Origin of the sequence: Pseudomonas sp. C6002 (assembly GCF_013385805.1) — a bacterium.
GTDB lineage: Bacteria > Pseudomonadota > Gammaproteobacteria > Pseudomonadales > Pseudomonadaceae > Aquipseudomonas.
In genome coordinates this window covers 117,767-132,357 of sequence record NZ_JACAPH010000017.1, presented here as the reverse complement: position 1 = coordinate 132,357, position 14,591 = coordinate 117,767, and the positions used below count along the sequence as shown (strand labels likewise).

Genomic DNA, 14,591 nt, shown 5'->3' with positions numbered 1-14,591 from the left:
CTGTGTACAACCCTACTCCCGCCCAAAGGACGAACGAGATCGTCAAAACCGTAAGCAAAAAGTGTAAAGAACGTAAATTCAGTGCGAATAGTAATGTATCGCAATTGATATGAAGTCTTGTTCTCCCTATATTCCGCGGCCTCACCTCCTTGGGGAAAGGACACACTCATGCCGCGCACTTCGATAAAAACACCTGCCAGTTCACCACGTTTGCTGGCCTCGGCCATCGGCGTTGCCATCAGCGCCAGCGCTGCCGCCCAAATGGCGCAAGCTGCTGAAGACACCGAGCAGAAAGGCGAGCGCAACAGCATTTCCCTGGGAGCCACCAGCATCACCGGCCAGGAACAGGACAGCACGTCCTACCAGGTCGAAAAAGCCTCCTCGCAGAAGTACACCGCGCCGCTGGTAGATACTCCGCGCTCGGTCACCGTGGTGCCGCAGCAAGTGCTCAAGGACACCGCCGCCACCTCGTTGCAGGACGCCTTGCGCACCGTGCCGGGGATTACCTTCGGCGCCGGTGAAGGCGGCAACCCGCAGGGCGACCGTCCGTTCATTCGCGGCTTCGACGCCCAGGGCGATACCTACCTCGACGGCGTGCGCGACACGGGCGGCCAGAGCCGCGAGATCTTCGACATCGAATCCATCGAAGTCAGCAAAGGCCCCAACTCGTCATTCGGCGGCCGCGGCTCGGCCGGCGGCAGCCTCAACCTGGTGAGCAAGACGCCACAGGCGCGGGACTTCACCAACGGTGGCTTCACCTACGGCTCCGACCAGACCCGCCGCTATGTGCTCGACGTCAACCGTCAGTTCCTCGACAGCGCGGCCTTCCGCCTGAACCTGATGAGCCACGAACAGAACGTCGCCGGGCGTGATGCCGTCAACTACGACCGCTGGGGCGTGGCGCCGTCGCTGACCTTCGGCCTGGGCACTCCGACTCGCGTCAACTTCAGCTACTACCACATGGAAAGCAACGACCTGCCGGATTCGGGCATTCCGTATGGCTACAGCAACAGCGGCGCAAGAGCCGCCCACGTGCATGACAAGCCAACCGACGGCGGCGACAGCAACAACTTCTACGGCCTCAAGGATCGCGACTTCCGCAAGACCCGCGCCGACATCAGCACGTTCTCCATCGAGCACGACCTGAACGACAACATGACGCTGAAAAACACCCTGCGCCACGGCAACACCGGCCAGGACTATATCGTCACCCAACCCGACGACAGCCAGCACAACGTCAACCAGTTCGGCACCGTGTGGCGCCGCGCGAACACCCGCGTGTCCACCACCGAGACCACCACCAACCAGACCGATCTGTTTGGCAGCTTCCAGGCGCTGGGCTTCAAGAACACCTACTCCACCGGGCTTGAGTTCACCGGCGAAGAAACCCGCTACAGCGGCTACACCGTCAGCCCGAACAGCAACCCCGGTTGCCCGGCGCCCGGCAAAGGCGGCCAGTGCACCTCGCTGGGCAACCCAAACCCGGACGATGCCTGGACCGGCAGCATTGCGCGCAACTACAACGGCACCAACACCAAGGCCACCAGCCGCGCCGCCTATGTGTTCGACACCATCGAGCTGGACCCGAAATGGCTGCTGAACGTCGGCCTGCGCTACGACACCTTCGACACCGTGGCCAACACCAATGCGGTGCCGACCGCCACCGTCAAGGCCCGCAGCAAGATCAAGAACGACAGCCAGTTCTTCAACTGGCAGGCGGGCCTGGTCTGGAAGCCGGTTGAAAACGGCAGCATCTATGCCTCCTACGCCACCTCAGCCTCACCGGCCGGCGGCCTGGTAGGTGAAGGCGCCGACGGCAACCCGCTGTCTGCCGGCGCCGCCACCAGCGACCTGAAACCGGAAGAGACCGTCAACTACGAGCTGGGCACCAAGTGGGACATGTTCCACGACCGCCTGTCCCTGACCGCCGCGGTGTTCCGCACCGAGAAGAAAAACACGCGGATCCTGGTGGACGCGCTGACCTATGAAAACGGTGGCGAATCCCGCGTCGACGGCCTGGAGCTTTCCGCCAGCGGCAAGCTGACCGATCAATGGCAAGTGTTCGCCGGCTACAGCTACCTGAAAAGCGAACTGGTGGACCCGGGCCTGAACGGTCGTAACGGTGTCGTCAGCGCCGGCTCGAACAAAGGCAACCAGATGCCCAACACGCCGAAGAACACCTTCAGCCTGTGGACCACCTATGACGTGACACCGAAGCTCACCATCGGCGGCGGCGCATTCTATGTCGACGAGGTCTACGGCGATGCGGGCAACACCGTCTACGTGCCGTCCTACACCCGCTACGACGCCATGGCCAGCTACAAGCTGACCAAGAACGTCGACCTGCAGTTGAACGTGCAGAACCTCACCGACAAGACCTACTACGACAAGGCCTATGCCTCGCATTTTGCCAACCAGGCGGCCGGTCGTACGGCCCTGCTGACCACCAGTTTCCATTTCTAAACCGATACAAATGACTGCACGAAACCCCACGCATCGGATGCGTGGGGTTTTTGCGTGTAAAAAAGAATCTTTCTCGACAACTCGCGGCATAATGCGCGCCGTGAACACCTAACCTGATGACGAGGCCGTACGACGTGTTGAAGAAAACCCTGTTCCAGTTGCATTGGTTCTTCGGCATTACCGCCGGGCTGGTGTTGGCCTTGATGGGGATCACCGGCGCAACGGTGTCGTTCCAGGATGAACTCATCGAGTTGCTGAACCCGACGGTGTTGACGGTGGAAAAGCGTCCGGCCGGGGTACTGCCGCCCGCTGAACTGGTGCACCTGCTGGAAGCCCGTGAAGGCAAAGTCGTGTCGATGCTCACGGTGCAGCCCGACAGCACCAACGCGGCCAAGGTCTGGTTCACCCCACCGCCCGGTGAACGTCGCGGGCAGATGCGCTACTTCGACCCGTACACCGGCGACTACCTGGGCGATGCCGTCGGCCAGGACTTCTTCGGCTTCGTGCTGCAACTGCACCGTTTCCTCGCCATCGGCGACACCGGCCGGCAAATCACCGGCGCCTGCACGCTGATCCTGGTGTTCTTCTGCCTCTCGGGCCTGTACCTGCGCTGGCCGCGCCAAGTGGCAAGCTGGCGTGCATGGCTGGCGGTGGACTGGCGCAAGAAAGGCCGTAGTTTCAACTGGGACCTGCACTCGGTGTTCGGCACCTGGTGCCTGCTGTTCTATCTTCTGGCGGCACTGACCGGACTGTTCTGGTCCTACGAGTGGTACAGCAACGGCATGACCAGACTGCTGTCCGACGCGCCGCAGAACGAACGCGTACGCAAGCGCGGCCCGGCCCCCGAAGGGCCTGCGCCGGTGGCCAATTACGCCGCGATCTGGAGCAGCATCTACAGCAACGCCGGCCCCGGCTTGAGCGGCTACAACATCCGCATGCCCGCGGTCGCCGGCCAACCCGCCACCGTCTACTACCTGCTGAAGACCTCGCCCCACGATCGCGCGCTGAACCAGATCAACCTCGACCCGGGCACCGGCGAAGTCAAATCCCATGACACCTACGCCGGCAAAAGCTTCAAGGCGCAGATCCTGACCAGTATCTATGCGCTGCACACCGGCAGCTACTTCGGCCTGCCCGGCCGGATCATCCTGACGTTCAGCGCGCTGCTGATGCCGCTGTTCTTCATCACCGGCTGGCTGCTGTATCTGGACCGCCGCCGCAAGAAACGCCAGGTGCGCGATGCCCGCAAAGGCCTGACCGGCAACCACAGCGACGCGCCGGCCTGGCTGATCGGCTTTGCCAGCCAGAGCGGCTTTGCCGAGCAACTGGCCTGGCAGACCGCCGGGCAGTTGCAGGCCGCCGGCGTGCCAGTGAACGTGCAGTCGCTGGGCAGCGTCAGCGAAGAGGATTTGCGCCAATCGAGCCATGCGCTGTTCGTGGTCAGCACCTTCGGCGACGGCGAGGCACCGGACAGCGCCCGCGGTTTCGAGCGCAGCGTGCTCGGCCAGGACCTGTCCCTCAAGGGCCTGAACTACTCGGTGTTGGCCCTGGGTGATCGCCAGTACCAACACTTCTGCGGCTTCGCCCGGCGCCTGCATTTCTGGCTGACCAACCAGGGCGGCAACCCGCTGTTCGCCCCGGTGGAAGTCGACAGCGGCGACACCGATGCGTTGCTGCACTGGCAACAACAACTGGGCCAACTGACCGGCCATGCACCCGCTGCGGCGTGGGCCAGCGCGACCTATGAAAACTGGACCCTGAAGCAACGCACCCTGCTCAACCCGCACAGCAGTGGCTCCGGCGTCTATTTGCTCGGGCTTACCCCGCCAACTCCCCGGGACTGGCTGGCCGGCGACCTGGTGGAAGTGCTGCCACGCAATTGCCCATGGGCCATCGAACACTTCCTGGAAGGCCTGGGACTGGCCGGCAACGAGGGCGTGGTAGTCGACGGCCTTGCACACACCCTCGACCAGGCCCTGGCCGGCCGCCAACTGCCGGACAATCGCGCACACCTGGTGGGCCTGCATGCCCAGGCGCTGGTCAATGCACTGGTGCCGCTGGGCATGCGCGAATACTCCATCGCCTCGATTGCCAGCGACGGTGTGCTGGAGCTGATCGTGCGCCAGGAGCGTCACCCCGATGGCAGCGTGGGCGTGGGTTCCGGCTGGTTGACCGAACATGCACCGCTGGGTTCGACCATCAGCCTGCGAGTGCGGCGCAACAGTGGTTTCCATCTGCCGACCGAGCCGCTCCCGATGATCCTGCTGGGCAACGGCACCGGCCTTGCCGGGTTGCGCAGCCTGCTCAAGGCGCGGGTTGCCGACGGCCAGCAGCGCAACTGGCTGCTGTTTGGCGAACGCAATATCGCCCATGACTACCACTGCCAGGATGAGTTGCAAGGCTGGCTGGCCAGCGGTGACCTGGCGCTACTGGACCTGGCCTTTTCCCGGGATCAGGCAGAGAAAATCTACGTGCAGGATCGCCTGCGCGAATCAGCGGATGTGCTGCGTAAATGGGTGGCGGATGGCGCCGCGATTTACGTCTGCGGCAGTTTGCAGGGGATGGCGGCGGGTGTGGATCAGGTGCTGCACGATGTGCTGGGCAGCGAAGCCGTCGAACGCTTGATCGAGCAGGGCCGCTACCGCCGGGATGTTTACTGACCCCCTGAAGATACACCGATCAAAATGTGGGAGCGGGCTTGCTCGCGAAGGCAGTGGATCAGTCCATACATCTGTTGACTGACACACCGCCTTCGCGAGCAAGCCCGCTCCCACATTGGATCTTCTTCAGTAGGTAGATTGCATTGCAATCACACTGGCGCCAGCTTCTGCTCAAACACCGAAACCCCATCCAGGTCCCGCAAAATCACCGTCAGCTCCGCCGTCTGCCCGTCAATCTGCACCTCGCCAAAAAACTGGAACCCGGCAAACGGCGAGCTGTTCTGCACCGTCGGCGCCTTCTCGAACACCACTTCCGGGCCAAAGGTTTTATCCAGCGGATTAGGCCCGAAACTCCCGGCATTCAACGGCCCGGCGACAAACTCCCAGAACGGCTCAAAATCCTGAAACGCCGCCCGATCCGGATGGTAATGATGGGCCGCGCAGTAATGCACATCCGCCGTCAGCCACACGTGATTACGCACCTGCTGCGCCCGCAGAAACGCGAGCAATTCGGCAATTTCCAACTCGCGCCCCTGGGCCGGGCCCGGGTCGCCGTTGGCGATCGCTTCCCAACGCGGCACGCCGGGGCTGACCTCACCGTCGGGCACGCCCAGGCCAATGGGCATGTCGGCGGCGATGACTTTCCACTGCGCCTGGGAGGCCTTCAATTCGCGCTTCAGCCAGTCCAGTTGCTCACGCCCAAGGAACGGTTTTTCACCGCCAAGGTTGTCATCGTTCGGCCCGCGATAGCTGCGCATGTCCAGCACAAACACATCCAGCAACGGGCCGTAGCTGAGCTTGCGATAAATCCGCCCGCCCTGGTCGGCGCTTTGCCGGCGCATCGGTGAATATTCCAGCCAGGCCTGGCGCGCACGGCCTACCAGGGTATTGATGTCGCGAGTCTCGTAGCGTTCATCCAGTTGCTTGCTCGGCGACCAGTTGTTGATCACCTCGTGGTCGTCCCACTGCCAGATCTGCGGCACTTCGGCGTTGAAGCGACGTACGTTCTCGTCCATCAGGTTGTAGCGGTAGTTGCCCCGGTATTCATTCAGGGTTTCAGCGACTTTGCTTTTGGCTTCAGTGGTGATGTTGCGCCAGATGCGTCCGTCCTCGGTGGTCAGTTGCGCGGGCACCGGGCCGTCGGCGTAGATGGTGTCGCCGCTGTGAATGAAGAAGTCCGGCAGGCGCAGGCGCATGGCTTCGTAGATGCGCATGCCGCCGATGTCCGGGTTGATGCCGAAGCCCTGGCCGACGGTGTCGCCGCTCCACACAAAGCGGATATCCCGGCGCTGCTGCGGCACGCTGCGCAGGTGACCGAACCAGGGCTCGCTGGCCACGCCGGTCTGGGCATCTTCAAAGTGCACACGGTAGAAGATCGCCTGGTCGACGGGCAGGCCGGTGAGTTCGACACGGGCGGTGAAATCGGTGCGGCTGTCGGCCAGGGGCGAGACGAATTTGCGCGGGTTGCTGAATACGCTACGGGTGTCCCACTCCACCACCATCCGGGCCGGGCGGTCGCTGCGGCTCCAGATCATCGCGCGGTCGCCCAGCAGGTCGCCGGACTGCACGCCGTCGGTGAGTTGCGGGCGATCCTTGACCGAGGCGATCACCGCAGGCGCGAGGCCCGGCAGCAACAGGCCGGCGCCAACGGCTTGCATCACGCGGCGGCGGCCGAGATTGAAGTGGCTCATGCGGGTTCCCTCTCGAGCAGCAAAAGGGAAACTTAAGCATGACGGGATGAACGAGTTATGACACCGGCCTTATTGCTCACGGAGGTCAAATGTGGGAGCTGGCTTGCCTGCGATAGCCTCAACTCGGTTGCGCTGATACACCGAGGTGCCTGCATCGCAGGCAAGCCAGCTCCTACATGAACCGCGTTATGCCTGGGCGGGTGCGACAGAAAGCTCTACGGTCTCAGGGCGCTTGAGGAATGCATACACCACGGCCGTCAACAAACTGCCCGCCACGATCGCCAGCAGATACAGCAGCGCATGGTTGATCGCATTCGGGATCAGCATCACAAACAATCCACCATGGGGCGCCATCAGCTTGCAGCCGAAATACATCGACAGCGCACCGGTCAGCGCACCGCCGGCGATGCTTGCCGGGATTACCCGCAGCGGGTCCTTGGCAGCAAACGGAATCGCGCCTTCAGAGATAAAGCACATGCCGAGGATCAGCGCGGCCTTGCCGGCTTCACGCTCGGTCTGGGCGAACTTGCGCCGCGCCAGGAAGGTGGCGATGCCCATGCCAATCGGCGGCACCATGCCGGCAGCCATGGTCGCGGCCATGGGTGCACCGCTTTGCGCTGCCAGCAGGCCGACGGAAAACGCGTAGGCCGCCTTGTTGATCGGGCCACCGAGGTCGACGCACATCATGCCGCCCAGCAAGATGCCCAGCAGCACGGCGTTGGTGGTGCCCATGGTGCTGAGAAAATCCGTGAGGCCGGTGAGCATCTTCGCCACCGGCGGCCCTACCAGGTAAATCATCGCCAGGCCGGTGAACAGACTCGCCAGCAACGGGATGATCAGGATCGGCTTGAGGGCTTCCAGGCTCTGGGGCAAACGGATCGCGCGGCTGATGAATTTGACGCAGTAGCCGGCGAGGAAACCGGCAAAAATACCGCCGATAAACCCCGCGCCCAAAGTGCTGGCCAGCAGGCCACCGATCATGCCGGGGGCCAATCCAGGACGGTCGGCAATCGAGTAGGCGATGTAACCCGCCAGCAGCGGCACCATCAGCATGAACGCCTGGTCGCCGACGGTTTTCAGCGCGGCGGCCAGGGTGCCTTTTTCTTCAAAGGCATGAATGCCGAACACGAATGACAGGGCGATCAGCAGACCGCCCGCCACCACCATCGGCAGCATGAACGACACGCCGGTGAGCAAGTGTTTGTAGACACCGGTCTTCTCCGGTTTGGCAGCGGCACCACTGGCAGCGGATTCCTGCTTGCCTTCGGCCAACGCCTTGTTGAGGGTCGCCTCGGATTGCTTGAGCGCGATCCCGGTACCGCAGCGATAGATTTTCTTGCCGGCAAAGCGCTCGGTGGCGACTTCGATGTCGGCGGCGAGCAGTACCACGTCGGCGTCACGAATCGCCTCGGGACTCAGCGGCGTGCGGGCGCCCACGGAGCCCTGGGTTTCCACCTGCAAGTCATACCCGAGGCGCTTGGCGGTTTGCTGCAACGCTTCGGCAGCCATGAAGGTGTGGGCGACGCCGGTCGGGCACGCGGTGATCGCGACGATACGCGGCGTGCTTTTCGCCGGTGCCGCGTCAGCCACCTGCACCTGGGCCTCCTCGGCCCCGCGACGCAACACCGCGTCCACATCCTGCAACGCCTGGGCCGGCGTGCTGCGGAATACGCGTTTGCCGACAAAACGCTGCATGTCCACCGGCGTGCTGCTGACCAGCAATACCCACTCGGCGGCTTCAAGGGTGGCCGCCGACAATTGGCGTTCCGGATGCTGCACGTCGACCACTTCGACGCTGGTGCTCCAGCCCTGGCGTTGCGCGGCGGCATCCAGCAAGCGGGCGCACAGCACACTGGTGACCATGCCGTTCGGGCAGGCAGTAACAATGGCTAACTTCATGACCAACCCTCTTATTGTTCTGTCAGCGGGCGCACGTGGACGCCGCTCTGCAAAGTCTCAAGCTGCGCTTCGTCGGTGATGCCAAAGCCGATCTGCGTGACCGCCATCGCGGCAATGGCGGTGGCGCGGCCCAGGGTCTGCTCCGGCGTATCGCCACTGAGCAAACCGTGAAGCATCCCGGCCAGCAGCGAGTCGCCGGCGCCTACGGTACTGGCCACGATTACCTTGGGCGGCGTGGCGTGCAGCGCCGTTTCCGGGCTGTACCAGCTCACACCCGCGGCACCGTCGGAGACCACCACATGCTCCACACCTTGCCGATGCAGTTGGCGGATGGCATCTGTGGAATGACCAAGGGCATCGGCCAGTTCTTCGGTATTGGGTTTGACCAACCACGGGCCGGCGTTCAATCCGGCGCGCAGCGCTTCGCCGCTGGTGTCCAGGGCGACTTTCAAGCCGAGGTTTTTCAGTTGCTGCAGCAGGCCCTGGAACCACTGAGGGGTGATGCCGCGTGGCAGGCTGCCGGCCACGACGACGGCGTCGTAGCCCGGAGCAATCCGCGCCAGTTGCTCAAGCAGTGCGTGTTGCGCCTGCTCGCTGACCAACGGGCCCGGCGCATTGACATCCGTGACCCGCCCATCCTGCTCGGCGATCTTGATATTGCTGCGGGTTTCTCCCGGCACCCGAATAAACGCATCGGTAAAACCGCGACGGGCAATCAGCATCTCGAATGCCTGGGGATTGTCCTCACCAAGAAAGCCGCCCACGGTCACCTGATGACCAAGGTCCGCCAGCACCTGGGCCACGTTCACGCCCTTGCCGGCAGCGTGGGTGATCATCGCTTCGCTGCGATTGACCTCGCCCGGTTCCAGGCGCGCCAGGCGCACCGTCAGGTCCAACGCCGGGTTCAGCGTCAGGCTTAAAATCCTTGCCATTTACACGGCCTCCACAAGCGCACGCACTTCGGCGGGAGAACCCACCGCCAGGGCTTTTTGTGCCAGGCCCTGGGCCTCGCTCAGACTGAATTCACGCACCCGTGCCTTGACCTCGGGGATGCTGCGCGCAGACACACTCAGCTCATCCACTCCCAGGCCGATCAGCACCGGAACTGCCAAAGGGTCGGCTGCCAGCTCGCCGCACACGCCGACCCATTTGCCATGGGCATGGGCGGCGCGCACGGTGATGTCGATCAGTTGCAACACCGCCGGATGCAGGCCGTCAGCCTGGGCCGACAGCGTCGGATGGCCACGGTCGATGGCCAAGGTGTATTGGGTCAGGTCGTTGGTGCCGACGCTGAAGAAGTCCACTTCCTTGGCCAGTACCGGCGCCAGCAACGCGGCCGACGGCACTTCGATCATGATCCCCAGTTGCAGGTCGGCCACCGGGATTTCCAGGCGCAGGCGCTCGGTCATGGCCCGAGCCTGTCGCCACTCGTCAACACTGCCAACCATGGGGAACATGATGCGCAGTGGACGGTTGTCTGCCGAACGCAACAGCGCGCGCAATTGCGCTTCCATGATCTGCGGGCGTTGCAGGGTCAGGCGAATGCCGCGCACGCCGAGGAAGGGGTTTTCTTCCTTGGCGATCGGCCAGTACGGCAGCGGTTTGTCGCCGCCCACATCAAGGGTGCGCACCACCAGCGGCCGGCCGCCGAGGCCGTCGAGCACGCGGCGGTATTCGGCTTCCTGGGTGGCTTCGTCGGGCGCTTGTTTGTGGGCCATGAAAATCAGTTCGGTGCGCAGCAGGCCGATGCCTTCGGCGCCCTGCTCCACCGCGCCGGCAACCCCGGCGCTTTCGCCGATATTGGCGAATACTTCGACGGCATGGCCATCGCGGGTCAGGGCCGGTTCATGGCGTTGGGCGGCGGCGGCTTGCAGACGTTGTTCGCGGGTGTCGCGTTCGACGGTGGCGCGCTGCAAGGTGGCGGCGTCGGCGTCCACATGCAGGCGACCGCGCTGGCCATCCAGCAACAACGGCGTGCCCGAAGCCAACAGCAATACAGCAGGGCCTGCACCCACCAGCGCGGGAATGCCCAAAGCACGGGCGACGATGGCGCTGTGGGCGGTGGCGCCGCCACGGGCAGTGAGGATGCCGGCGACACGCACCGGGTCCAGGCGCGCCACGTCCGAGGGACCCACTTCGTCCATCACCAGGATGTAGGGTTCGTCCGGCTCCTGGGCGGTTTCGACGCCGCACAGTTGTGCCAGCACGCGGCGGCCAATGTCACGCAGATCGGCAGCGCGCTCGGCGAGCAAGGCGTCCTGCAACGATTCCTGCTGTTTGGCGGCGGCTTCGATCACGCTCATCCACGCGGCCTCGGCGCTTTCGCCCTGCTTGAGGCGCGTCTCGACTTCGTCGGTCAGTTCCGGGTCGTCGAGCATCTCCTGGTGGGTGATGAAGATCTCGCGGATGGCCTTGGATTTGCTGCGCTCGATCAGGCCCTGGATGTCCCGGCGCACGTCGGTCAATGCCGCGTGCAGGCGCTGGCGCTCGATCACCGGCGACTCGCCGCGCAGCGGGTATTCGAAAGGTTGCAGCACCTGGATATGCGCCGGGCCAATCGCAATGCCGGGTGCGGCGGCAATGGCCTGGATCAGGCTGCCGGACACTGGCGCGCTGATGACCGGTTCGATCTCGGCCACGGCTTGTTGGGCGCTGACTGCCGGCAACGGCTCGACTTCTTCGCCGAGGCCGTCTTCCACTGCCGCCAGCAAGGCGGGCAAGGCGTCACCGGCAATGGTTGGCTCAGCGACAAACTCCAATACCTGGCCGCGACGCGCACCGAGGCTGAGCAACTTGCTCAGGCTTTTTACCGATACCGCGCCGACGTCTCCATCGACGATGCGCACACGGATTTCACCGTCAAAACTTTTCGCCAATTGCGCGAGGATCTTCGCCGGGCGCGCATGCAGCCCGTGGGCGTTGGCCAGGGCAATGCGCACGCTTGGCCAGTCGGCGGGCAGTTCACCGCCGAGCACTTCCAATACGGCGCGGCTGCTGGTGGCGCGGCCGAGTTCCTGGCCACGGCCTTCGATCAGCAAGGCACACAGGCGTTCGAGCAAGGTCTGGTGGGCCTCGCCGAGGCTGGCCAGGCAGAACAGGCCGCTCAAGGGCTGGCCCAGGTAACGCATGGGTTTGTCCGGGGTGACGAAGGCCAGGCCGGGACGCTTCACTGTCTGCTCGCTGTGCAGCCACCACAGGCCATCGCCCAGGGGCAGCGCGTCGACTTGTTGCAGCACGGCGGCAAAGCCATTGCTCACGCAATCGGCCTGGCGCAACAGGCGTGCGCCTCTCCACACCAGTTCTTCGAAATCATCAGCCGACACGCCCAGGCCAATCATCTGTGCGTCCAGCGCCAGCTCCTGCGGCGCACCTTGCAGCAGTTTCAGCAAGGCCTCGGCAGAACTGGCGCGACGCAGGGCCTGGCCCAGGTCGGTCTCGCCGAGGGCACGGGTCAGTAGTTGCAGCAGGCGCAGGTGTTCGTCGGATTTGGCGGCAATGCCGATCGCCAGGTAGACGATCTGGCCATCGCCCCAATCCACGCCGTCGGGAAATTGCAGCAGGCGCACGCCGGTGGCGAACACTTGGTCGCGGGTTTCGGGGGTGCCGTGGGGGATGGCGATACCCTGGCCGAGAAAGGTCGAACCTTGGGCTTCACGCGCTTGCAAGCCACTGAGGTAACCCTCGGCGACCAGGCCATCGGCCACCAGTTTTTCAGCGAGCAGTTGCAAGGCAGCAGACTTATCCACAGCCGTCTGGCCCATGGATATCTGCTCGTGGGTGAGCTCAAGCATGCCGTTCTCCTAGTTAGTGCGGCGGGCGCACTAGGTATTATTTTGAATAAATCAGTGCAAAAGCGTTCGAATAAAATTGACTGAGTGGTCAGTTGGCAGGACCACACTCGTCGCGATAATCGTAAAAATACGCTTGCTGAAACGTTTAATCTAGAATTTATGGCAGATTACGCGTTAATTTCCCATGATTGAAGAGCCACTCGGCTGTTGAGTTGCGACAATGGTCGCCTGCAGTAATCGGTTACGATTGGACAAAATGTCGGGGCAAGCTCTAAAAAACAAGGAAATCCCGGTTTGAAACTCAGTGATATCGCGCGCATTGCCGGTGTGTCTGTGACCACCGCCAGCTACGTCATCAATGGCAAGGCCGAACAGCAACGGATCAGCAGCGCAACCGTCGAACGGGTGCGCGCCGTGGTTGAAGAACATGGCTTTACGCCCAACCCCCAGGCCGCCGGGCTGCGCAGCCGGCACACCCGTACCCTGGGTTTTATCCTGCCGGACCTGGAAAACCCCAGTTACGCACGCATCGCCAAGCTGCTCGAACAAGGCGCCCGTGCCCGCGGCTATCAATTGCTGATCGCCAGCTCCGACGACGACGCCAACAGTGAGCGGCAACTGCTGCAACTGTTCCGCGCCCGCCGTTGCGATGCGCTGTTTGTCGCCAGCTGCCTGCCGGCCACCGACGACAGCTACCGCGAACTGCAAGCCAAGGGTTTGCCGGTGATCGCCATCGACCGGGTGATGGAGTCTACGCAGTTTTGCTCGGTGGTCAGCGATGATCGCCAGGCCTGCCAGCAATTGACCAGCAGCCTGCTGCACCCGCTGCCCAAGCAGATCGTGTTGATCGGCGCGCGACCAGAGCTGAGCATCAGCCAGGAACGTACCGCCGGTTTCAAGCAAGCGCTGAAAGACTTCAGCGGCGAAGTGCTGATCGAACAAGGCGAGTCGTTCAGCCGCGACTGTGGCCGACAGCTGATGGAGCAGTTGCTGCAAAGCCTGGGGCATTTGCCTGACGCACTGGTGACTACGTCCTACGTCCTGCTGCAAGGGGTGTTTGACGCGCTGCATGACTTCCCGCTCAAATCCCGGCCACTGCGACTGGGGACGTTTGGCGACACCCAACTGCTGGATTTCCTGCCGCTGCCGGTGAATGCCATGGCCCAGCAGCATCAGTTGATTGCCGACACCGCGCTGCGCCTGGCGCTGGCGGCCATTGAAGAACAGCACTACGAACCCGGCGTGCATGCCATCGGCCGTACGTTCAAGCAGCGGATTCACTCGGAGTAAGCGGTGTGGAGCTGATCGACAGCCACACCCATCTGGATTTTCCGGACTTCGATACGGACCGCCGCGAAGTCCTGAGCCGCAGTCGCCGCCTGGGCGTGCGCAGGATGGTGGTGCTCGGGGTCTATCAGCAGAATTGGCAACGGTTGTGGGACCTGGTGCAAACCGACGCGGATTTATTCGCCGCCTTCGGCCTGCACCCGGTGTATCTCGACGACCATCGCCCCGCCGACCTGACGGAACTGGGCGACTGGCTGACCCGCCTGAACGGCCACCGGCAACTGTGCGCGGTGGGCGAAATCGGCCTGGATTATTTCCTCGAACAGCTGGACCGCGAACGCCAGCAAAGCCTGTTTGAAGCGCAACTGAAGCTGGCGGTGGACTTCCAACTGCCGGCGCTGCTGCATGTGCGCCGCAGCCACGCTGCCGTGATCGCCACTCTCAAGCGCATTCGGCTGCCACGGGGCGGAATCATCCACGCATTTGCCGGCAGCCAGGAAGAGGCCCGCGAGTACATCAAGCTCGGCTTCAAACTGGGCCTGGGCGGCGCGGCCACGTGGCCGCAAGCCCTGCGCATGCACAAGGTGATCGCCCGGCTGCCGCTGGAAAGCGTGGTACTGGAAACCGACTCACCGGACATGGCCCCCGTGATGTACCCCGGCCAGCGCAACAGCCCCGAACACCTGCCAGACATCTGCGCCGCCCTGGCGGAGCGCATGGGCATCAGCTCCTCAGCGCTGGCCGAGGCGAGCACCCGCAATGCCTGCGAGCTGTTCAACTGGTAGGCGCCCATCCCCGAT

Annotated in this window: 8 protein-coding genes; 4 read left to right on the top strand and 4 right to left on the bottom strand. The window is 63.5% G+C overall.

Going from position 1 to position 14,591, the window contains the following annotated elements:
* The first annotated feature begins 168 nt into the window (after nucleotides 1–168).
* Together HX817_RS10930 and HX817_RS10925 are read left to right on the top strand one after the other, a co-directional pair.
* On the top strand, nucleotides 169–2,463 hold the full coding sequence (locus HX817_RS10930) for a TonB-dependent siderophore receptor (RefSeq protein ID WP_087694615.1): 2,295 nt from the start codon (nucleotides 169–171) through the stop codon (nucleotides 2,461–2,463).
* Nucleotides 2,464–2,597: 134 nt separating this feature from the next.
* A complete protein-coding gene (locus HX817_RS10925) occupies nucleotides 2,598–5,123 on the top strand; it encodes a sulfite reductase flavoprotein subunit alpha (protein ID WP_177040309.1) in 2,526 nt (841 codons plus the stop codon).
* A gap of 149 nt (nucleotides 5,124–5,272) precedes the next feature.
* Here HX817_RS10925 and HX817_RS10920 read toward each other — a convergent pair whose 3' ends face one another.
* The 4 genes from HX817_RS10920 to ptsP form a co-directional block, all read right to left on the bottom strand.
* Nucleotides 5,273–6,814, bottom strand: coding sequence for an alkaline phosphatase (locus HX817_RS10920; RefSeq protein WP_177040240.1), 1,542 nt, complete (start codon nucleotides 6,812–6,814; stop codon nucleotides 5,273–5,275).
* 186 nt (nucleotides 6,815–7,000) lie between these two features.
* Nucleotides 7,001–8,713 carry a PTS fructose-like transporter subunit IIB gene (locus HX817_RS10915; protein WP_003215951.1) on the bottom strand — a complete coding sequence of 571 codons (1,713 nt, stop codon included), beginning with the start codon at nucleotides 8,711–8,713 and terminating at the stop codon, nucleotides 7,001–7,003.
* An 11-nt stretch (nucleotides 8,714–8,724) separates the two neighbouring features.
* Nucleotides 8,725–9,645 (bottom strand): 1-phosphofructokinase, encoded by a 921-nt coding sequence (gene pfkB / locus HX817_RS10910; RefSeq protein ID WP_177040239.1) that lies wholly within the window; start codon nucleotides 9,643–9,645, stop codon nucleotides 8,725–8,727.
* On the bottom strand, nucleotides 9,646–12,504 hold the full coding sequence (ptsP, locus tag HX817_RS10905) for a phosphoenolpyruvate--protein phosphotransferase (protein ID WP_177040238.1): 2,859 nt from the start codon (nucleotides 12,502–12,504) through the stop codon (nucleotides 9,646–9,648).
* Between the two features lie 294 nt (nucleotides 12,505–12,798).
* Between ptsP and cra the strand changes: the two genes are divergently transcribed.
* Together cra and HX817_RS10895 are read left to right on the top strand one after the other, a co-directional pair.
* Entirely contained in the window at nucleotides 12,799–13,794 is a 996-nt protein-coding gene (gene cra, locus HX817_RS10900; RefSeq protein WP_003215943.1) for a catabolite repressor/activator, read from the top strand.
* A 5-nt stretch (nucleotides 13,795–13,799) separates the two neighbouring features.
* Nucleotides 13,800–14,576 (top strand): TatD family hydrolase, encoded by a 777-nt coding sequence (locus tag HX817_RS10895; protein ID WP_134327328.1) that lies wholly within the window; start codon nucleotides 13,800–13,802, stop codon nucleotides 14,574–14,576.
* Nucleotides 14,577–14,591: the final 15 nt, after the last annotated feature.

Bases quoted from the DNA above. Each gene is read 5' to 3' on its own strand.
- HX817_RS10920 (WP_177040240.1), bottom strand. From the start codon at position 6,814: ATGAGCCACTTCAATCTCGGCCGCCGCCGCGTGATGCAAGCCGTTGGC.
- ptsP (WP_177040238.1), bottom strand. From the start codon at position 12,504: ATGCTTGAGCTCACCCACGAGCAGATATCCATGGGCCAGACGGCTGTG.
- HX817_RS10930 (WP_087694615.1), top strand. From the start codon at position 169: ATGCCGCGCACTTCGATAAAAACACCTGCCAGTTCACCACGTTTGCTG.
- pfkB (WP_177040239.1), bottom strand. From the start codon at position 9,645: ATGGCAAGGATTTTAAGCCTGACGCTGAACCCGGCGTTGGACCTGACG.
- HX817_RS10915 (WP_003215951.1), bottom strand. From the start codon at position 8,713: ATGAAGTTAGCCATTGTTACTGCCTGCCCGAACGGCATGGTCACCAGT.